The 18,539-nt window shown below is 70.7% G+C and carries 16 protein-coding genes; 8 read left to right on the plus strand and 8 right to left on the minus strand.

The window, feature by feature from the left end; translation table 11 throughout:
- The first annotated feature begins 90 nt into the window (after window positions 1-90).
- The 3 genes from FM105_RS03495 (at window position 91) to FM105_RS03505 (ending at window position 3,741) form a co-directional block, all read left to right on the plus strand.
- Window positions 91-999 (plus strand): hypothetical protein, encoded by a 909-nt coding sequence (locus FM105_RS03495; protein ID WP_087004839.1) that lies wholly within the window; start codon window positions 91-93, stop codon window positions 997-999.
- Window positions 996-1,691 carry a Maf family protein gene (locus tag FM105_RS03500; protein ID WP_087004843.1) on the plus strand — a complete coding sequence of 232 codons (696 nt, stop codon included), beginning with the start codon at window positions 996-998 and terminating at the stop codon, window positions 1,689-1,691. The genes FM105_RS03495 and FM105_RS03500 overlap by 4 nt, the downstream gene beginning before the upstream one ends.
- Window positions 1,692-1,938: 247 nt before the next feature.
- A complete protein-coding gene (locus tag FM105_RS03505; protein WP_087004846.1) occupies window positions 1,939-3,741 on the plus strand; it encodes an acetyl/propionyl/methylcrotonyl-CoA carboxylase subunit alpha in 1,803 nt (600 codons plus the stop codon).
- Between the two features lie 135 nt (window positions 3,742-3,876).
- Here the strand turns inward: FM105_RS03505 and FM105_RS03510 are convergent, their stop codons facing one another.
- Window positions 3,877-5,292 carry an NAD(P)H-quinone dehydrogenase gene (locus FM105_RS03510; protein WP_256970200.1) on the minus strand — a complete coding sequence of 472 codons (1,416 nt, stop codon included), beginning with the start codon at window positions 5,290-5,292 and terminating at the stop codon, window positions 3,877-3,879.
- 30 nt (window positions 5,293-5,322) lie between these two features.
- Complete coding sequence (locus tag FM105_RS03515) at window positions 5,323-5,880, minus strand: gamma carbonic anhydrase family protein (protein ID WP_087004852.1); 558 nt, start codon at window positions 5,878-5,880, stop codon at window positions 5,323-5,325.
- Window positions 5,881-6,167: 287 nt separating this feature from the next.
- Here FM105_RS03515 and FM105_RS03520 point away from each other — a divergent pair, with 287 nt between their 5' ends.
- Window positions 6,168-6,416, plus strand: a complete 249-nt coding sequence (locus FM105_RS03520) for a WhiB family transcriptional regulator (RefSeq protein WP_087004855.1) — start codon at window positions 6,168-6,170, stop codon at window positions 6,414-6,416.
- Window positions 6,417-6,640: 224 nt separating this feature from the next.
- On the opposite strand, the gene FM105_RS03525 is transcribed toward FM105_RS03520, so the two are convergent.
- Both FM105_RS03525 and FM105_RS03530 read right to left on the minus strand, forming a co-directional pair.
- Window positions 6,641-8,128, minus strand: a complete 1,488-nt coding sequence (locus FM105_RS03525; protein WP_087004858.1) for a sensor histidine kinase — start codon at window positions 8,126-8,128, stop codon at window positions 6,641-6,643.
- Entirely contained in the window at window positions 8,125-13,053 is a 4,929-nt protein-coding gene (locus FM105_RS03530) for an NAD-glutamate dehydrogenase (RefSeq protein ID WP_179207050.1), read from the minus strand. The genes FM105_RS03525 and FM105_RS03530 overlap by 4 nt, the downstream gene beginning before the upstream one ends.
- A 90-nt stretch (window positions 13,054-13,143) precedes the next feature.
- Here FM105_RS03530 and FM105_RS03535 point away from each other — a divergent pair, with 90 nt between their 5' ends.
- A complete protein-coding gene (locus FM105_RS03535) occupies window positions 13,144-13,692 on the plus strand; it encodes a DUF2505 family protein (protein WP_087004861.1) in 549 nt (182 codons plus the stop codon).
- Here FM105_RS03535 and FM105_RS03540 read toward each other — a convergent pair.
- Genes FM105_RS03540 through FM105_RS03550 form a run of 3 tightly spaced genes read right to left on the minus strand, consistent with a single transcriptional unit; the run spans window position 13,624 to window position 16,044 of the window.
- Window positions 13,624-14,094: a DUF6912 family protein gene (locus FM105_RS03540; protein WP_087004864.1), complete on the minus strand. Its 471-nt coding sequence runs from the start codon at window positions 14,092-14,094 to the stop codon at window positions 13,624-13,626. The genes FM105_RS03535 and FM105_RS03540 overlap by 69 nt on opposite strands.
- Before the next feature lie 4 nt (window positions 14,095-14,098).
- Window positions 14,099-15,358, minus strand: a complete 1,260-nt coding sequence (locus FM105_RS03545) for an AAA family ATPase (RefSeq protein ID WP_087004867.1) — start codon at window positions 15,356-15,358, stop codon at window positions 14,099-14,101.
- Complete coding sequence (locus tag FM105_RS03550) at window positions 15,355-16,044, minus strand: hypothetical protein (RefSeq protein WP_087004870.1); 690 nt, start codon at window positions 16,042-16,044, stop codon at window positions 15,355-15,357. The genes FM105_RS03545 and FM105_RS03550 overlap by 4 nt, the downstream gene beginning before the upstream one ends.
- 107 nt (window positions 16,045-16,151) lie before the next feature.
- Here FM105_RS03550 and FM105_RS03555 point away from each other — a divergent pair, with 107 nt between their 5' ends.
- Window positions 16,152-16,370 (plus strand): helix-turn-helix domain-containing protein, encoded by a 219-nt coding sequence (locus FM105_RS03555; protein ID WP_087004873.1) that lies wholly within the window; start codon window positions 16,152-16,154, stop codon window positions 16,368-16,370.
- Between the two features lie 14 nt (window positions 16,371-16,384).
- Here the strand turns inward: FM105_RS03555 and FM105_RS03560 are convergent, their stop codons facing one another.
- Complete coding sequence (locus FM105_RS03560) at window positions 16,385-16,984, minus strand: hypothetical protein (RefSeq protein ID WP_143275809.1); 600 nt, start codon at window positions 16,982-16,984, stop codon at window positions 16,385-16,387.
- A 146-nt stretch (window positions 16,985-17,130) separates the two neighbouring features.
- On the opposite strand from FM105_RS03560, the gene FM105_RS03565 reads away from it, so the two are divergent.
- Together FM105_RS03565 and FM105_RS03570 are read left to right on the plus strand one after the other, a co-directional pair.
- Window positions 17,131-17,859: a LysM peptidoglycan-binding domain-containing protein gene (locus tag FM105_RS03565; RefSeq protein ID WP_087004879.1), complete on the plus strand. Its 729-nt coding sequence runs from the start codon at window positions 17,131-17,133 to the stop codon at window positions 17,857-17,859.
- A 179-nt stretch (window positions 17,860-18,038) separates the two neighbouring features.
- Window positions 18,039-18,407 carry an Rv3235 family protein gene (locus FM105_RS03570; RefSeq protein ID WP_143275810.1) on the plus strand — a complete coding sequence of 123 codons (369 nt, stop codon included), beginning with the start codon at window positions 18,039-18,041 and terminating at the stop codon, window positions 18,405-18,407.
- The last annotated feature ends 132 nt before the right edge of the window (window positions 18,408-18,539 follow it).

An 18,539-nucleotide genomic window follows, 5' to 3' on the forward strand; every position in this document is an offset into this window, starting at 1 on the left:
TGGTTCCGCCGGACCGATAGGCTGACCCAGCGGGGGCCGCACGACGTGTGTCCACCGCCCACCCGGGTGATCAGATCGAGGAGCGTGCCCATGCGGCGTAAGACGGCCGTCGGCCTGCTGTGCACCGTCGCGGCGCCCACCGTCCTGGCCGGTGCCGCATCGGGCCTCCTCCGGCTCCAGGCGGGTCGGCTGCGCCGCGCGTTCACCGCGGCGGCGGACGCATCGGACGCCCCGGGGACCCGCATGGTCTCAGAGCCGCCCGCGTTCATCACCGCCTCGGCAGACGGCTCGCTCAGCGGGGCCTCCCCCACCGATGGCTCCTCCGCTGACGACACCTCCCCCACCGACCCATCCCGTGCCGGCGAGGCCCCCGCCGCGGCCCTCGCCGTGCTCGGGGACTCCTGGGTCGCGGGATCCGCTCCCGGCGACCCGGCCCGGCTGCTCAGCCGCGGTCTCGCCTCGCTCCTCGGCACCCGCGTGCACCTGTCCGCGTTCGCAGAGCCGTCCGCGCGGGCCGAGGCCCTCATCACCCAGGTCGACCGCACCCTCGCGGATCCGCACCTGCGCACCAGCGGCGGACCGCGGATCGCCGTCGTCTCGATGGGCACGGCGGACATCGTCTTCCCGGTCACCGGCTCGATCACGCTGGGGGTCCTGTCCTCGGCACTCACTCGCCTGGACCGGGCCGGCTTCGCGGTCGTCGTCCTCTGCTGCCCCAACCTCAGCAGCCTGCCGGGACTCAGGGACCCTCTGCGGACCGTGCTGCGGCGCTCGTCGCGCGTCCTCGCCGGTTCGCAATGGCTCGCCGCGCTCGCCGCCGGTGCCCTCCCGCTGTCGGTCACCAGCATCCTGTCCGGCACCTCGCACGGGGGCCTCGTCGATCCGTCCGGTCAGCGACCCAGCCCACTGGGCCGCCGACAGCTGGCCGCCGCGATCCTGCACGAGATCGCACAGCGCTACGCACTGCCGCAGTACAGCCGCGCGGGGGACGACGCATGACCCGCCTGCTGCTCGCCTCCGGGTCCCCCTCCCGCCTGCGCACACTGCGGGAGGCGGGAGTCGAACCGCTCGTCGCCGTGCCGGATGTCGACGAGGACGCGCTCGAGGCCGCACACCCGCACGCGGACGTGCGCACACTGGTCACCCTCCTCGCACAGGCGAAGGCGGAGGCCGTCGTCGACCGACTCACCGCGGACTCCTCCGCCGTCCCCGGACTCGACGACGTGGACGGCGACCTGGTCCTCGTCGCCTGCGACTCCGTGCTGGAGCTGGACGGGGTCGCCGTGGGCAAGCCGCACACCGCAGAGAGGACCCGTGCCCTCTGGCAGGACATGGCGGGGGCGTCCCCGATCCTCTGGAGCGCGCACTGGGTGGGGGTCCTCACCCGGACCACACCGGAGGACCCCCACGCCCGAGGCCCCTGGAAGGTGCGGGCACACCGCGCTGCTGCCGGGGAGACGACCGTCCACCTCGCCTCCCCGACCTCCGCGGAGCTCGAGGCGTACATCGCGACCACGGAGCCGTTCGAGGTCGCGGGCGCCCTCACGATCGACGGGCTGGGAGGCGCCTTCGTCACCTGCATCGAGGGAGATCACCACAACGTGATCGGACTGAGCCTCCCTCTCCTCCGCACTCTGCTCGCAGAGATGGGCATCCTCTGGACCGACATCTGGAACCGCCTTCCCCAGTGATCGCCCCCAGCGTTCGCCCCCAGTGATCGACGTCGCCGCGACCGGGGTACCCGTGGCCGGGGCCCCGTGCTCGTGGCCCGGTGATCGGCCGCGCCGTGCGACACGCCCGGAGCTGCATCCTCGCGGACGAGAATCGAGCCGCACCCTTTTGTCAGATGCCCACAATCCCGCGATGGACTTCCCTATATTCAGCGGTGCTGTTCCCGTTCGTGCAGCCCGCACGCGCACCCGCCGGTGAGGAGACCCGATGACCGCAGCACCCGCAGCGTCGCAGACCGATCTGATCGCCGCCGATCCCCGGCCCGTCCGACGGGTCCTCATCGCGAACCGCGGCGAGATCGCCCTGCGCATCGTCCGCGCATGCCGTGACCTGGGCATCGCCAGCGTCGCCGCGTACACGGCCGCGGACGCCGACGCTCTGTTCGTCTCGCTCGCGGATGATGCGTACAGGCTCGACGGCAGCGGTGCGGCAGAGACCTACCTGAGCATCCCGACGATGATCGACCTCGCGAAGCGAGCCGGAGCGGACGCCGTCCACCCCGGCTACGGATACCTCGCGGAGAGCGGCGAGTTCGCCACCGCCGTCACCGAGGCCGGACTCACCTGGGTGGGCCCTGCGGCCTCGGCGATCGACGCGCTCGGGGACAAGGCAGGGGCGCGCGCCGTCGCCCAGGCCGTCGGCGCACCGGTCCCGCAGGGCTCCCCCGGACCCGTCGAATCGATCCGCGGGGCGCTGGACGTCGCAGAGGAGATCGGGTACCCCGTCGCGATCAAGGCCGTGCACGGCGGTGGCGGGCGCGGATTCCGCACGGCCGCCGATGCGCAGGCGCTCCCCGCCGCGTTCGAAGCAGCGTCCCGTGAGGCCAAGGCCGCTTTCGGCCGCGGCGAGTGCCTCATCGAGCAGCAGATCATCCGCCCTCGTCACGTCGAGACCCAGTGCCTCGCGGACGCGCACGGTCGGGTCCTCGTGGTCTCCACCCGCGACTGCACGCTGCAGCGCCGCAACCAGAAGGTGCTCGAGGAGGCCCCAGCCCCCGGCCTCACGGACGAGCAGGAGCGCCTGCTCGCAGACGCATCGGTGAACATCCTGCGCCACGTCGGATACGTGGGCGCGGCGACCTGCGAGTTCCTCGTCGGCGCGGACGGCCGCATCACGTTCATGGAGGCGAACGCGCGCATCCAGGTCGAGCACACCATCACGGAGGAGGTCGCCGGCATCGATCTCGTCGCGTGGCAGCTGCGCATCGCAGCGGGCGCGGCACTGCCGGACTCCTTCCCCGCGCCGCGCGGCCACGCCTTCCAGTTCCGCATCAACGCGGAGGATCCCGCTCACGGGTTCGTCCCCGTCTGCGGCACGATCACCCGCTACCGCGAACCGTCCGGCCCCGGAGTCCGCATGGACTCCGGCGTCGCTGCAGGCACGGTCGTCGGCTCGGACTTCGACCCGATGCTCGCGAAGCTCATCGTGTGGGGACCCGACCGGGAGACGGCGCTCGCACGCAGTCGGCGGGCCATCGACGAGTTCGCACTCGAGGGCCTCGCCACCCTGCTGCCGCTGCACCGCAGCCTCACGGACGCACCGGAGTTCCGGGGGCAGGATCTGCAGGTCTCCACGCGCTGGCTGGAGGAGGACTTCATGCCGGCGTGGTCCGCCGAACGACTGCCCCAGCCGACGGAGGATGCGGAGGCGCCCGCAGAGCAGGTCGACGTGGTCGTCGAGGTCGACGGGCACCGGCTGGTCGTCAGCGTGCCCGCGTCGCTGGCCGCCCCGAGCGCGCGCCCCTCGTCACGCAGCCGCCGCGTCACCAGGCGCACCTCGAAGTCCGCCGTCGCGTCGGGCACCCTGACCGCGCCGATGCAGGGGACGATCGTCGCCGTGGACGTCTCCCCCGGCGACCAGGTGTCCGCGGGCGACCGCCTCGCCGTCATCGAGGCGATGAAGATGGAGCAGCCGCTCACCGCGGCGCACGACGCAGTCGTCCGCTCCGTCGTGGTCGGACCGGGGGCCGGCGTCCGCTCCGGCGACGTCCTCGTCGAGTTCGAGGCCTGAGTCGAGTTCGAGGCCTGACCCACAGCATGGCGAAGGGCCTGTGACGCTGTCCGCGTCACAGGCCCTTCGCCATGCTCATGTCGGATACCCACCGCCCCTGTCCGATACCCGCCGCCCCGGTCCGGGCTGGGGGCGTCAGGCCTGGTGGTGGTGCAGCTTACGCGCCGCCTCCGTGAGCGATCCCGTCAGTGACGGGTAGACCACGAACGACTGCGCCAACTGGTCGACGGTGAGCCGGTTCTCCACCGCCATCGTGATCGGGAGGATCAGGTCGCTGGCCCGCGGCCCCACCACCACACCGCCCATGACGGAACCGGAACCGCGGCGGCAGAAGATCTTGACGAAGCCCTCCGTGATCCCCAGCATCTTCGCCCGCGCGTTCGTGTGCAGGGGCTGGGTCACCGTCTCGACCTCGAAGGCGTTCTCCCGGAAGTCCGACTGGGTGAACCCCACCGTCGCGATCTCCGGTGACGTGAAGACGTTCGATGCGACGTTCCGCAGGCGCAGCGGGACCACGGCGTCGCCCAGGGCGTGGAACATCGCGATGCGACCCTGCATGGCGGCGACCGACGCCAGCGGCAGGACCGCGGTGCAGTCGCCGGACGCGTAGACGCCGGGCACCGACGTGCGCGAGACTCCGTCGACGACGACGTGGCCCGATTCCTGGACCGCCACTCCGGCCTCCTCGAGGCCGACCCCCTCCGTGTTGGGGATCGATCCGACCGCCATGAGGCAGTGGGAGGCGCGCACGATCCGACCGTCGGCCAGTGTGACCACGACACCCTCGCCGTCGCGCTCCACGGACTCCGCACGCGAACGCGACAGGACATTCATCCCCCGGGAGCGGAAGACCTCCTCGAGCACCTCGGCAGCGTCCTCATCCTCGCCCGGCAGGACGCGGTCGCGGGAGGACACGAGAGTGACCTCGCTGCCCAGAGCGCGGTAGGCCGATGCGAATTCCGCACCGGTGACGCCGGAGCCCACCACCACGAGGTGCGGCGGGAGCTCGTCGAGCGCGTAGAGCTGCGTCCAGGAGAGGATCCGCTCTCCGTCGGGAACCGCGGTCGGCAGTTCGCGGGGGTGCGCGCCGACGGAGATGAGCACGGTGTCCGCGGTGAGGTCGTACTCCGTGCCGCCGGCCTCCGCCACGTGGACGGTGCCGCGGTCCACGAGCGATGCCGTCCCCTTGATGACCTTGACGCCGGCGCGGACCAGGCCGGAGTGGATGTCGCTCGCCTGCGCGTCCGCGAGGCCGAGGATCCTCTCGTTCATCGCGGCGAGATCGGGCACGACGGGCGTCTCCGACTCTCCTCCGCGCACCCGAAGGCCGAAGGTGCCGGCATCGTGGATCGTCCCCATCACCTCCGCGGTGGCGATGAGGGACTTCGACGGCACGACGTCCGTGAGCACCGCGGAGCCGCCGCAGCGGTCCCGCTCGATGAGCATCACGTCAGCACCCAGCTGGGCACCGATCAGCGCGGCCTCATACCCTCCGGGGCCGCCGCCGATGATGACGACACGATTCTGCGAGCGATCCAGTACGTTCTTCACACTCCTCATTCTGTCAGAGGAGTGACGAGGTCACAGGATGCGGGACTTCTGCGTGTGGACCTGCGCGAGCTCGCGGTAGGACTGCCAGTTGCGATCGATGTGCGCACGGCCCTCCTCGTCGAGCTCGCGGCGCACCTTGCCGGGGACCCCGGCGACCAGGGACCCGGCGGGGATCGACGCGCCCTCGAGCACGAGCGCCTTCGCAGCGACCAGAGTGTACGAGCCCACGACTGCTCCGTTGAGCAGGGTGGTGGACATCCCGATGAGGCAGTCGTCCTCGATCGTGCAGCCGTGGATCATCGCAGCGTGACCGATCGACACGCGACTGCCGACGGACACGTCGAAGCCGGGATCGCAGTGCATGACCGTGTTGTCCTGCACGTTGGTGTCCTCACCGATGACGATCGAGGCCCGTTCGGCGCGCAGCACCGAGCCGTAGAAGATCGAGGACCGCGCCCCGACCGTCACATCGCCGATGAGGGTGACGCCGGGTGCGATGAAGGCAGTCTCATGGACCTGCGGCGCCTTTCCATCGACCTCGATGAGTCGGACGTCGGACAGGTTCCCGGGGCTTCGCTGCTCACTCATGCCCACCATGCAAGCAGAGGACGCGGACCACGGCAACGACTGACCGCCTGCCGGACATGCCCTAGCACACGATTTGCACTTCCGCACGCGTCTCGCGCATGATTGTCTGTCAGAGACTTCACACAGCTGAGGTCTTGTGGGTGTGCTCGGTTGCGTGGGATCCTTGATTATCACCGTTTCCGCGCCCGTCAGAGCGCCAGCGGCGGATCACGCCGCGACGACCGTGCCGACTGCGTACCGCTGCCGGTCTGCCACGACGGGACTGTCACCCCACCTGAGAGGAACCCATGGACTGGCGCCATCGTGCTGCGTGTCTGAACGAGGATCCTGAGCTGTTCTTCCCCATCGGGAACACCGGACCTGCGCTTCTTCAGATCGAGGAGGCCAAGCGGGTCTGCCGCCGCTGCGAGGTCGTCGAGACCTGCCTGCAGTGGGCTCTGGAATCCGGACAGGACGCCGGTGTCTGGGGCGGGATGAGCGAAGACGAGCGCCGCGCACTCAAGCGCCGCGCCGCACGCGCCCGCCGCGCGGGCTGATCGCCCGCACACGCTGAACACCACGGCTCGCACACTGCGAGCACAGCGACTCGCACACAGTGAGTACGGAGACTCGCACACCGTGAGTACAGAGGAAGGCCCGGACCCCGCACAGGGTCCGGGCCTTCCTCTCTGTGTCACTGGCACTGTGTCACTGGCACTGTGTCGCTGGCACTGTGTCACAGGCGCTGAGTCACCGGCGCTGAGTCACCGGCGCTGCCGCCTCACTCCGGCGCGCGCAGAGGCACCTCGACGACCACCTCGGTTCCGCCTTCCTCACGACGTCGCCAGTCGATCGTGCCGCGCAGATCTGCGGTGATGAGGGTGCGGACGATCTGAGTGCCCAGACCGTCGCCGGGACCCCGATCGTCAGTCAGGCCGACCCCGTCGTCGGTGACCCGCAGGCGCAGGAAGTTCCCGTCGCGCTCCGGCCGCACCTCGATGATGCCGCACACGGGCTCCTGATCGGGGTCGTCCAGATCGAACGGGAAGCCGTGCTCCACCGCGTTGGTCACCAGTTCGGTGATCGCGAGCAGCAGGGCGGATGCGTCCTCCGTCGCGATCTTGCCGAAGCTGCCCACCCGTCGCGGCGTCACCTGGACCAGGGGCGACGACAGGTCCGGGGCGAGACGCAGCCCCTTGTCCATGATGTCGTCGAAGTCGATCGACTCGTCCAATGACTGGCTGAGCGAATCGTGGACGACGGCGATCACGGACACCCGCCGCATCGCCTCCTCGATCGCGGACTTCGCCTCCGAGGACGACGCGCGGCGAGCCTGCAGGCGCAGCAGCGCGGACACCGTCTGCAGGTTGTTCTTCACCCTGTGGTGCATCTCGCGGATCAGGGCGTCGCGGCTCATCAGCTCCCGTTCGCGCCGGCGGATCTCTGAGACATCACGGCCCAGGACGACAGCTCCCGTGCGGTTCCCGTCGCGCTTGAGGGGGATGGACCGCAGGGAGATGGTGACCCGTCCGGACTCGATCTCCGATCGCCACGGAGTGCGGCCCGTCAGCACCAGCGGCAGCGATTCGTCGACGGTCCCGTGCTGATCGACGAGGTCCGCGACGAGGTCGGCGAGGTACCGGCCCTCGATGTCTCCCTCCGACCCCAGGCGGTAGAGCACGGACACGCCGTTCGGCGACGCGTACCTGATCCGGCCCTCCCGGTTGAGCAGGATGAGCCCGTCGCCCACGCGGGGCTCTCCGCGACGCGAGCGGGAGGAGGCCTCCGCGTGCGGGAACGATCCCTCGCCGATCATGTCGAGCAGCGCCGACGCGCTGCTGCGGTAGTTGCGCTCCAGCCGTGACGCGCCCGTTCGCTTCGACTCCTCCGTGTGTCGTGTGAGCACCGCGATCACGCGACCGGAGCGGACGACCGGCACGACATCGGCGCGGGAGAACCGCGTGCCGTCGTCATCGGCGATCACCGTGGCCCCGGTCCGATACGCGCGATCGATCAGTGCACGGTGACGGGGAGCAGGACGGTCCCCCACTGCATCCGTGGGGAAGACCGTGAGCCCCGTCGTCGGACGGCACTGCGCCGCGACGACGTAGTCGACGTCGTCCTCGCGCGGCTTCGGAACCCAGAGGACGAGGTCCGCGAAGGACAGGTCGGCGATGAGCTGCCAGTCGCCCACCAGGACGTGGAGCCAATCGACGTCGTCCTCCGAGAAGCCGCTGTCGTGGGCTCGGAGCTCCGCCAGGATGCTCATGCGGTCTCACTCGCCCAGTCGGCTGAGCGCACGACGCCGCGCAGCTGGCGCAGCACGACCGACACCGGGGCCTGATCCACCGTGTCCAGCTCCCGCAGCTCCGACACCATGTCCAGCACCTTCTCCAGAGCACTCCGGTTGGCCTCCAGCCACGCCGCGAACCGGCGCCGACCGCGGTCGGCGCCGCGGGCGCCATCGGCGGGGATCATGTCGTCGACGTCCTCCGAGACTCCGCCCGTATGCCTGAGGACCGCATCGGTGAGGGACAGCATCGCCTGGTAGAAGTCATCCCGCATCGCACCGCGTGCTAGAGCGGTCCAGCGGCTGGAGCGGTCCAGGCTCCGGATCATGTCGAGCAGCGAGCTGCCGCTCACCATCTCCGTCACCGAGTAGTACACGCCGGCCGTCTCCTCCGGCTGCATGCCGGTGCGGACGCTCGCCTGGACCACGTCCAGCAGCGCGAACTCGTCGAGCAGACCCGCGGCGCGCGCGGCCAGCGCCTCCGGGACGCCCCGATCCAGCAGGCGCTGCCGCTCCGACTGGTACTGCACGAGGTCGTCGCCCTGCAGGTAGTCGGCGAGGTCCGTCCGCAGCCGGGTGACCACATCGCGGTACGTGTCGATGTTCGCCATGACGTCGAGCTCTTCCGGACTCTGATGGACGAACCACCGCGAGGCGCGGTCGAGCAGACGGCCGTGCGCGTGCAGGAGCTCCATCTGCACCTCCGCCGGCACGAGTCCGTCGAGCGCGCAGATCTCATCGATGAGCCCGTCGAGTCCGAAGACCTCGCACACGACGGTGAAGATGCGCACGAGGTGCGGGAGCTCAGCGCCCGTCTCCTCCTGCAGCCGGTAGAGGTAGGTGATCCCACCGCGGTCCACGACGGAGTTCACGATCTTCGCCGTCGCGATCTCCCGGCGCAGAGGGTGATCCGCGTAGTGCTCCTCGTACGTCAGCAGGCTCGGCGGGAAGTAGTCCCGCAGAGGCCCTGCCATCCAGTCCTCGTCCGGCACCGGCGATTCCAGCATCTTCTCCGCGGCGTCCATCTTCACGTACGCCAGCAGCACCGCCAGTTCGGGCGAGGTCATCCCCGTGCCGGCCTGTGCGCGCTTGCGCAGCGCACCGGCCTCGGGAAGGTCCTCGACCGCACGGTCGAGCTCCGCCTCGCGCTCCAGGTACCGCATGAGCCTCAGCAGGGTCTCCGTCATCGCCAGCGCGCCGTAGCGGGCCTCCCCCATCGCCATGTTCTGCGTGTAGTTGTTCGCCAGCACCCGATCGGCGACCTCGTCCGTCATCGATGCGAGCACCTCGCCCCGCTCCTCCGGGGCGAACGCACCGCGGCGGATCAGCGCCGCGAGGAGGAGCTTGATGTTGACCTCCTGGTCGGAGGAGTCCACACCGGCGGAGTTGTCGACCGCGTCCGTGTTGATGCGGACGCCGGCCAGCGCCGCCTCGATGCGGCCCAGCTGCGTGGCGCCCAGGTTGCCGCCCTCGCCGACGACTCGGGCGCGGATGTCCTCACCGTTGACGCGGATGGCGTCATTGGCGCGATCGCCCACGGACGCGTGGGATTCGTCGGACGACTTCAGGTACGTCCCGATCCCGCCGTTGTAGAGCAGGTCCACGGGCGCCGTCAGGATCGCGGTGATGAGTTCATCGGGAGTCATGCGGCCGGGCGAAGTGCCCAGGGCCTCGGCGACCTCAGGAGTCACCTCGATGGACTTCGCGCTGCGCGAGTGCACACCGCCGCCGTGGGAGATGAGCGACCGGTCGTAGTCCTGCCACGAGCTGCGCGGCAGGTGGTAGAGGCGCTCGCGCTCTGCGAACCCGACTGGCGCATCCGGCACCGGGTCCAGGAAGATGTCGCGGTGGTCGAACGCCGCGACCAGGCGGATGTGCTCCGACCGGCGCATGCCGTTGCCGAACACGTCGCCGCTCATGTCGCCGATGCCCGCGACGCGGAAGGATTCGCTGGCCGGATCGACTCCCAGTTCCCGCAGGTGCCTCTCGACGGACTTCCACGCGCCCCGGGAGGTGATCCCCATGGCCTTGTGGTCGTAGCCTGTCGATCCTCCGGACGCGAACGCGTCGTCCAGCCAGAAGTCGCGGGAGGCCGCGATCCGGTTCGCCACGTCGGAGAAGCGCGCGGTGCCCTTGTCCGCCGCGACCACGAGGTAGTAGTCGTCCGCATCGTGCGCGATGACGCGTTCCGGGCGCAGCACCGTGGATCCCTCGTCCGTGTACTCGAGGTTGTCCGCGATATCCAGCAGAGCGCCGATGAACGTCTCGTACGCCTCCTGGCCCGCCGCAGCCCACGCATCCCGGTCGACCGCGGGGTCCGGCAGCTGCTTGGGGAAGAACCCGCCCTTCGCACCGGTCGGGACGATGAGGGCGTTCTTCACCATCTGCGCCTTCACGAGCCCCAGCACCTCGGTGCGGAAGTCATCGCGGCGGTCGGACCAGCGCAGTCCGCCGCGCGCCACCCTGCCGAACCGCAGGTGGACGCCTTCGACCGCGGGCGAATACACCCACGATTCGAGCGCCGGCCGCGGCTTCGGGAGGAAGTCCAGCTCCTCTGCGCGGATCTTCATGACGATCGCATCCGGCTGCGATCCGTCCGCGCTCACGAATGCGTTGGTCCGCGCGACGGAGCGGATGATGTCGACGGTGGCCCGCAGGACGCGATCGGCTTCGAGGGTGGCGACCTCCGCGAAGCCCGCCTCGATGTCGGCGAGGAGTGCGTCTGCCGCCTCCGCGCGCTCGTCGAGCGACGCGAACTCACGATCCGGGTCGAACTTCACCTCGAAGGCCTCGACGATCTTCGCCGTCAGCGCGGGGTTGGAGGTGAAGGCGTGGGCGAGTGACGCGTCGGAGTAGGTGAATCCGGCCTGCCGCAGGTACTTCGCGAACGACTGGACGATGCTCACCCGCTGCCAGGCGATCCCCTTGAGCAGCAGCCGGTCGAGGTCGTCGGAGTCCCGCTCCCCCGCCCATGCCGCCGTGAAGCCGTCCTGGATCGTCTCGAGGTCCTCGTCGCTCAGGTCCTCGTCGAACGCCAGGCCGAACTCGTAGATCCAGGCCTGGCCCCCGCCCACGGGGCGCAGCTCGAACGGGCGCTCGTCGACGACCTCGGCACCCAGGTTCGCGAGGTACGGCAGCACCTGGGTGAGGGTGACGGGCTCCCGGCGGTAGAAGGCCAGGAGCGCTTCGGTGGCGCTGCGGCGGTGCACGGCCACGACGGGACCGGAGTCCCGGCCCGCCCGCTCGATGCGCGCCACGTCCTCGACCGCCCGCGCCGGGGTGTGCAGCGACGTGTAGGACGGCGGGAACGCGTCCGTCCAGCGGCGGGCGCGCTCGGACGAATCCGCGGGGTTCTTCTCCGCAGCCGGCGCGAGGATCTCCCAGAGGTCCTCGCCCCACGACCGCAGAGCGCGGACGATGCGCGCCTCGACCTCACCGGAATCGGTCGCCGGCAGCTCCTGCTCCCCCGGCACACGGGCCGTGAAGTGCAGGCGGGCCAGAGCGGAGTCGCCCAGCAGCACGTCGAAGTCGACGGTGTGCGCGTCGTAGTGCTCGCGCAGGACCTCCTGGACCCGCTGGCGCGCCGATGTGTCGTAGAGGTCGCGCGGCAGGTAGATGAGGACCGACACGTACCGCTCATACGGGTCACGGCGGATGAAGACGCGCGGCTCGTGCTTCTCCTGCAGGTCGATCACCTGCATGACGGTGCTGAAGATCTCGTCCGTGGACGCGTGGAAGAGGTCGTCGCGCGGATAGGACTCGAGGGCGCCCAGCAGCTCGTCGCCCGCGTGGGTGTCACGGCCCAGCCCCGAACGCCGGAGGATGTTCCGCACCTTCGTCCGGATGACGGGGACCTCCAGTGCGGAGGTGGTGTCCAGCCGAGGAGTCCACAGTCCGACGAAGCGGCGCTCGCCGACGATCCTCCCCTGCTCGTCGTAGGTCTTCACGCCCACGTAGTCCATGTAGCCGCGGCGCATGACCCGCGACCGCGAGTTCGCCTCGGTGAGGACGAGGACGTGGGGCTCCTCCGCCTTCGCGGCGACCGTCCGAGACAGGTGCGAGGAGCGCGCTTCGCGCAGCGTGGAGATGCCCAGCGCGGTGCCGCGCACCGGGTCCAGGCGCTTCCCGTCGTCGTCGACGGACAGCGCGTACTCGCGGTAGCCCAGGAACACGAAGCCGTGGTCCATCCAGTCGAGCAGCTCTGCGGCCTCCGCCGCCTCCGCCGTGAGCTCCGGTCGGGGCGCCTGTGCGCGCAGTCCGGCCGCGATGTCGCGGGCGCGCTGACGCAGCCGGCTGCGGTCGTGATCCGCTGCCGCCGCGAAGGCGAGCACATCGGCCAGACCTGATTCGACGTCCGCGAAGCCCTCCTCGGGCACGCGGTCCACCTCCAGGTGGATCCACGATTCCGAGCGGACCCCCTCGAGGCCGATCTCGCCCGTCACCAGGCCGTCCGGGCCGATGACCGGCAGCGCGGACGTCTCTGTGGCGGTGTGCGTGAGCTCTGCATCCGGGACGATGCTCAGACCCTCGTCGGTGCGTCGGACCGCCATGATCGGGTGGTGGACCTCGCGGATGGCCCGTCCCTGTCGGTTGAGCTCTGCGACGACGCTCGCGACCGCATAGCGGATGTCCTCGACCACGATGTCGATGAGCGTGCGATTCCCGGTGTAATCACGGGCGTCGTGCTCAGGGTTGCGGATGCTGATGCGCGCGGGGCCGCCCTCATAGGGCTCGGCCAGCGACACGTGGGCTGCGGCGAGTGCCGCCAGGGCCTCGGGCCCCGCACGTCGCATCTCCGCACTACTGAGTCGCGGGTAGTACTCGGCGAGGAGGTGCTCCGGCGGGGTCTGCCCCCGAAGCTCGTTCCACGCGTGTGCGATTCCGGCCAGGTCGACCTCGGTCACGTCAGTCTCACCTCATGTGCTGTAGCGGTGCGGCGTGCTCGACGGTGAGCACGTGGCCCACTCTATGCCCATGAGGCAGACTTGACGTCCATGAAGTCCTTCACCCTCACGGGCGCTTCGGCACTGTCACCCGCACGGCTGCGCACGGGTCTGCTCGACCCCACGACGTGGCGCGGCCAGGACGGCGTCATCGAGTCGACTGCGGACGACGCGCTCACCGTGTCGTTCCCGCTCGGAGCGCAGTCGATACCCGATTCCCTGTCCCGCTTCGTCCCTGCGGACGCCGTCCTGCGGATGGAGGTGCACACCGCCGCCGAGGCCCCGGCCGGCTCCCCGCAGTCCGCCCACCTCACGGTGACGGTCCCGGGGGCACCCGTCATGGTGCGGGTCGAGCTGACCGCCCACCCGACTGCGCCGGCCGCGGATCCGACTGCCGCTGCTGCGGACCCGACGGACAGCGCTGACGTGGCCGAGCCGGCGTCGACGCGTGCCGCAGAGGGCGCCGGGTCGACCCTCAGTGCTCGCACGGAGGTCGAATCGTCCGTCCCGCTCTTCGGCCCGATGGTCGAGTCAGCGCTCGAGCCCGTCGTCCGCTCCCAGCTGTCGGAGAAGTTCGACCAGCTGGCCGATCTCCGCTGAGTCGAACCAGAGGAGGTCCGAATCGGCGAGCGCGGCGAGCGCGGCGTCCCGGTCCTCCGGCAGTGCGGCGAAGCCCTCCGGGTCGTCGATGTGGACGCTGGCCGTCCGCAGGGGATCGATCGTCGCCGTGCCCATGACCACGCCGGCCACGACCTCGGCGGCGTCGGACAGTGCGTCCTCCGGCAGGTCGACGGCGACGACGGCCCGCGGAGAACCGGCTCGCAGCGCCTCGTCGGACACGCTCGCCGCGGCCGCGGACATCGCTCGGTACTCTCCGAGCTCCAGGTCGTCACCTGTCAGCCGCCGCTCCTGGGGGCCGGGAGCGAACACTGTCACGGGGTCGCCGATCGGCCAGGTCGCAGCGAACGTCTGGCCGGTGAAGGGGGCATACGCACGGATCATGGCCTCATTGTCGCACCGGCTCCGCGACCCGCGTGCGCGACCGGCCGGGACGACGGCGGGTGCGCGTCCGGCGGGCCGTGTGCCCGGGCAGTCGCGGCAGCAGGTCCGCGTCCAGGGTCGTGACGAGGGGCGATCGCCGCGTCACCTCCAGCGGTGACCGTCCCGCGAGCACGGCCGCGTCCACCGTGGTCCGGTCATCGGGGACGAGCACGATCTCCTCGACCCCGGCGAAGCGCCGGAGCACGGAGCGGATCCGGGTCTCCGGGTCCGGGCCCACGGCGGAGGCCCTCACGCGGTTGACGAGGACGGTCAGGTGATCGGCATGACGGTCGGCTCGGTCCGATTCGAGCAGGCGGACCAGACGCTGGAGGCCGATCGGGTCAGCGGAGGCGACGAGCACGATGTGGTCTGCCCGGTCGAGCACCGCCCGGGTCGCCTGATGGCGGTCGTAGTGGGGGTCCGCGTAGGGGTCGTCGGGGTCGATCCGGTCGGAGACATCGACGATCACGTGCTCCGCGCGGGCCGCCAGGCGATCGAGGACGTCGGCCAGCACTCCCGCCCGGATCTCCGGCCACCGGTCGGCACGACTGAGTCCGGTGACGACCTCGAACCCGGGCTCGACCTCCACCAGCCGCTCTGCGATCGCCGGCGCGTCATGGGCGGCGCCGCTGACCACCAGGCGGCACAGGGCCGCGAGCTGCGGGGCATCATCCAGCAGGCCCAGTGCCGGGGTGAGCGACGACGACACCGTGTCCGCATCGACGAGCGTCGTGCGGCCGACCGTGCGCGCCAGGAGGTGCGCGGTGACCAGAGCGATCGTCGAGCGGCCCGGAGACGAACCGGTCCCCCACACCGCTGTCACGGACCCCTCGGGGGTCGCCGGCCCGTCCGGCACCGGCGGGGCGGTCGGCCGGGGCGGCGCCTGGACCGCATCGGCGCAGTCGCGCAGGACGGCTCCGGTCTCCTGCGGTGCCGCACCGGGCGCCAGCGTGTGGACGATCCCCCACCGTGCGAAGAGCGCCTCGTCCTGGCCGAAGCCGACGATCCGAGCTCCGGCCTCGAGCATGCGCGCCACGACGTCCGCGTCGATGCCCGGGAACCAGCGGGACAGGACGACGACGTGGCCGGTCCCTCCCGCCACCAGCGCCAGGAGCTCGACCTCGTCCGCCGGGCGGCGCACCACCTGCGCGTCCGGCAGTGACGAGACTGCGGCCACGACGCTCGATTCGTACTCGACGTCCACGGCGACGACCACATCGATCACGGGGCGACCTCCGTCGGCTCCGCATCCGCACCGTCGGCGGAGCGCCCATCGGGGACCACGACCACGGAGATGTGATGACCGGTCGCCAGGGCGCGGACGACCTCCCCGATCCGTCCGTCGGGCACGTAGACCTCGATGCGGGCTGCGCCGGGGGACGTGAAGTCCCCGCCGCCGCGATCCACCGACAGAACGTCGACGCCCTCGAGGATCGCGTCCGGGGCCTCGACCTCGGCGGCGCGCGCGTCGGTCGCCCACACGTCGACGCGGCTGCCGGATGCCACTGCCGCGGGCAGCGCGGAGGACACGTCGACGGAGACGACGCGTCCCGACAGGTCGGACAGCGCGACGAGCGAGGAGACGGGGATGAGCTCTCCGGCACCCACGACTGCGCGGACCGTCGTGCCGGGCTCGATGTGCGAGTCCGCGGAGATGTACTCGCCCTCCGATGCAGGGAGCTTCACCTCGATCGGCACGAACGAGTCCGCGGTGAGCTCACCGCCGGGGACCAGATTCTCCGCAGCGGCCCACACCCGCGTCGTCTCCGCGACCGCCCGCACGAGTGTCGTCGTCGCCACGAGCGACACCAGCACGAGGACCGCGCCGATGAGCAGCCGCGGATCGCGCCACCGGGGACGCGTGAGTCGGCGTGCTCGCGGCGCTGCCGCGGGGGTGGACGAATGGCTCATCTCGCGCCTCCAGCTGTTCGCACGTCAGTGCATGTAATTGCGTCAAGTGATATTATTTGGCCGTCACCGGCACCAATCAGCGTGCTCATGACGCGAAAGGACTCCTCATGGCTGTTGAAACCCGCTTCCTGCCGCTCACCGATGTCGCCGAGGTCCTCAACGTGTCCGTCGCACAGGCCCGTGCACTCGTGCGGTCCGGCGACCTCCGCGCCATCAAGGTGGGCGGTCGCGGTCAGTGGCGCGTGGAGAAGACGGAGCTCGAGGACTACATCCAGCGGATGTACGCAGAGGTCCGCGCGGACGTCGACGCGGGCACCGCGGACTGACGCGGCACCCGCCGTCACAGCATCCTCTTCTCCGGTCGCACGTACGCGATCGCCGGGATCGGCACGAGCAGACCTCCGCCCGGAGCACCCACGGGGCTCCGGGCGGAGTCACGTCCCGATGACTCGGTGATCTCGACGTAGTCCTCGGCCACCAGGTCCAGCCGACCCACGACCGTCCGGACACCCCCGGCCGCACTGGTGGTGGCGACCGCGCACGGGATCTGCTCCGCCCGCCACCGGCGCAGCGGCGACGCGATCGACAGCGTCTCCTGCGGCTGCGCATGGGAACAGGACTCGACCCGCACATCGTCGATGTGCGCCGCAGAGACGAGCACCTCCCCGCCCCCGTCGAGCGCGACGAGGACCCAGGTCTGCGCCGCGGTCTCGAGCCGGCCGGCGAAGCGGACTCCGGCGGTCGAGACGACGATGCGGTGTCCCACCGCACCCGCCAGGCGGTCCGCGAGCGCGTGGTCCGCCGCCTCGCCCGCGACGAGGTCGGAGAACTCGCCCAGACGCTCATGCAGATCGCGGCCCGACGCCTGCGCCTCCAGGTCCTCGAAGAGGCGGAGGAATCTGTCATCGGCGTCATCGGCGACGCCCACTCGTCTTCCCATATCCGCAGTATGCCACGGGGATCACACCGCCTGCACTCTTCTGCTCCTCTTTAGGGAGCAGTGCACGCACATCGAGGCCCTGCTTGATCTATTGATGCATTTGATGCTCTTTGCTATCGTTGAGCATCCACCACGAAGGAGTGCACATGGGACTGCGCCGTCTGACCGCTTTCGCCCTCGCCCACGCTGCGGGCACGATCCTGCTCCTGGCCTCGGTCCGGGAACTCGGCGCAGAAGCGCTGTCCGGGGATGCCGGAGCCGCTCTGCTGCTGATCGCCGGAGGTGCGGCCGTCCTCGCGGGCGCGCGGACTGCACTCTCCGTGCATCTCGTCCTCGCCTGGCGCCTGTGCCGAGCATGCGGCCTGGCCGCTGTCCCCCTCCGTGCGGCCGCGCTGCGTGCCGCTCCCCTGGCGATCCGCTCGATCGTCGCCGCAGCCGTGGGCGGGTCCCTCTCCGTCGTCGGGCTCACAGCGCCGTCACTGGCCGCATCATCCTCGCCGGCGGCGGCGGCCGCACCGTCGTCACCGGCTGCGCAGCAGTCGCCGCCTGCATCGTCATCGCCGGCCTGGCCCCTGACACCCGGGCCGGGAGCGGAGGGAGCGCAGGACCCCGCGTGGCCGCTCTCAGACGGTGCGGATGCGGGGGAAGACTCCGGTGAAGACGCTGGTGGTCATGGTGGTCACGCCGACGACGAGGGCCAGTTCCACATCGTCTCCTCCGGAGACACCCTGTGGCGGATCGTCGCCGACGACCTGCCGTCAGCTGCGGCGCCGCAGCTGACGGATCGGGTCGAGGAGATCCATGCCGCGAACAGAGCGACGATCGGCGACGACGCGAACCTGCTCCTCCCCGGCCAGCGCCTGGTGCTGCCATGAGCGCCGCACCCCACACCGACCACCAAGTGCGTTCCGCCGTGGGCGCCCCACCTGCTTCCCCACCGGCCGAGGAGGACGCTCCCGTGCTCAGTCTCGTGAGGCCGCGTGCGCACCCGCACCCTGTGGCAGCGCGACCGGCCTCCGCGGAACCTCGCACAGTCACGACCACTGCCGGGGCCGTGCCCGCTTCGGACAGCCCGCTGGCCGCCGAGGATCGCGCGCTGCTGACATCCATGGCACCGGCGCTGGCGACCGCACTGGTCGAGGTGCTCGTGGGCGCACGCGCGGCCCAGTCCGTCGAACGATGGGTCGAAGGATCCCTCTACGAGCGGATCGTCGAGCACACCCGGGTCCGCAGCGCGCTGGCGCAGGGCAACCCCCACGCCGATCGGCCCATCGGGGTCTCCGTCGCACGGCTCTGCGAGGTGGCCGACTCCATCGTGGAGATCTCCCTCGTCGTACGGACGACCAGGCGCCCGCGAGCTCTCGCACTGCGGATGGAGCGACGGAGGTCGCGCTGGCGACTCAGCGAGTTCCTCAGCATCTGAGCCCTCTGCACCCTGCGCCCATGCCCAGGGCCGGCCTGCTCCTGTCAGGCGCCGCGCTTGCGCTTCCGACGCTCGGCACGGTTCGTCGGAGCGTCACCGGCCGCCGCCTCGTCGTCGCTCTCGTTCACACCG

The sequence above is a fragment of the Brevibacterium yomogidense genome, assembly GCF_900163715.1.
Classification (GTDB): domain Bacteria; phylum Actinomycetota; class Actinomycetes; order Actinomycetales; family Brevibacteriaceae; genus Brevibacterium; species Brevibacterium yomogidense_A.

Bases quoted from the DNA above. Each gene is read 5' to 3' on its own strand.
- FM105_RS03495 (WP_087004839.1), top strand. From the start codon at position 91: ATGCGGCGTAAGACGGCCGTCGGCCTGCTGTGCACCGTCGCGGCGCCC.
- FM105_RS03500 (WP_087004843.1), top strand. From the start codon at position 996: ATGACCCGCCTGCTGCTCGCCTCCGGGTCCCCCTCCCGCCTGCGCACA.
- FM105_RS03505 (WP_087004846.1), top strand. From the start codon at position 1,939: ATGACCGCAGCACCCGCAGCGTCGCAGACCGATCTGATCGCCGCCGAT.
- FM105_RS03515 (WP_087004852.1), bottom strand. From the start codon at position 5,880: ATGAGTGAGCAGCGAAGCCCCGGGAACCTGTCCGACGTCCGACTCATC.
- FM105_RS03520 (WP_087004855.1), top strand. From the start codon at position 6,168: ATGGACTGGCGCCATCGTGCTGCGTGTCTGAACGAGGATCCTGAGCTG.
- FM105_RS03525 (WP_087004858.1), bottom strand. From the start codon at position 8,128: ATGAGCATCCTGGCGGAGCTCCGAGCCCACGACAGCGGCTTCTCGGAG.
- FM105_RS03535 (WP_087004861.1), top strand. From the start codon at position 13,144: ATGAAGTCCTTCACCCTCACGGGCGCTTCGGCACTGTCACCCGCACGG.
- FM105_RS03540 (WP_087004864.1), bottom strand. From the start codon at position 14,094: ATGATCCGTGCGTATGCCCCCTTCACCGGCCAGACGTTCGCTGCGACC.
- FM105_RS03550 (WP_087004870.1), bottom strand. From the start codon at position 16,044: ATGAGCCATTCGTCCACCCCCGCGGCAGCGCCGCGAGCACGCCGACTC.
- FM105_RS03555 (WP_087004873.1), top strand. From the start codon at position 16,152: ATGGCTGTTGAAACCCGCTTCCTGCCGCTCACCGATGTCGCCGAGGTC.
- FM105_RS03560 (WP_143275809.1), bottom strand. From the start codon at position 16,984: ATGGGAAGACGAGTGGGCGTCGCCGATGACGCCGATGACAGATTCCTC.
- FM105_RS03565 (WP_087004879.1), top strand. From the start codon at position 17,131: ATGGGACTGCGCCGTCTGACCGCTTTCGCCCTCGCCCACGCTGCGGGC.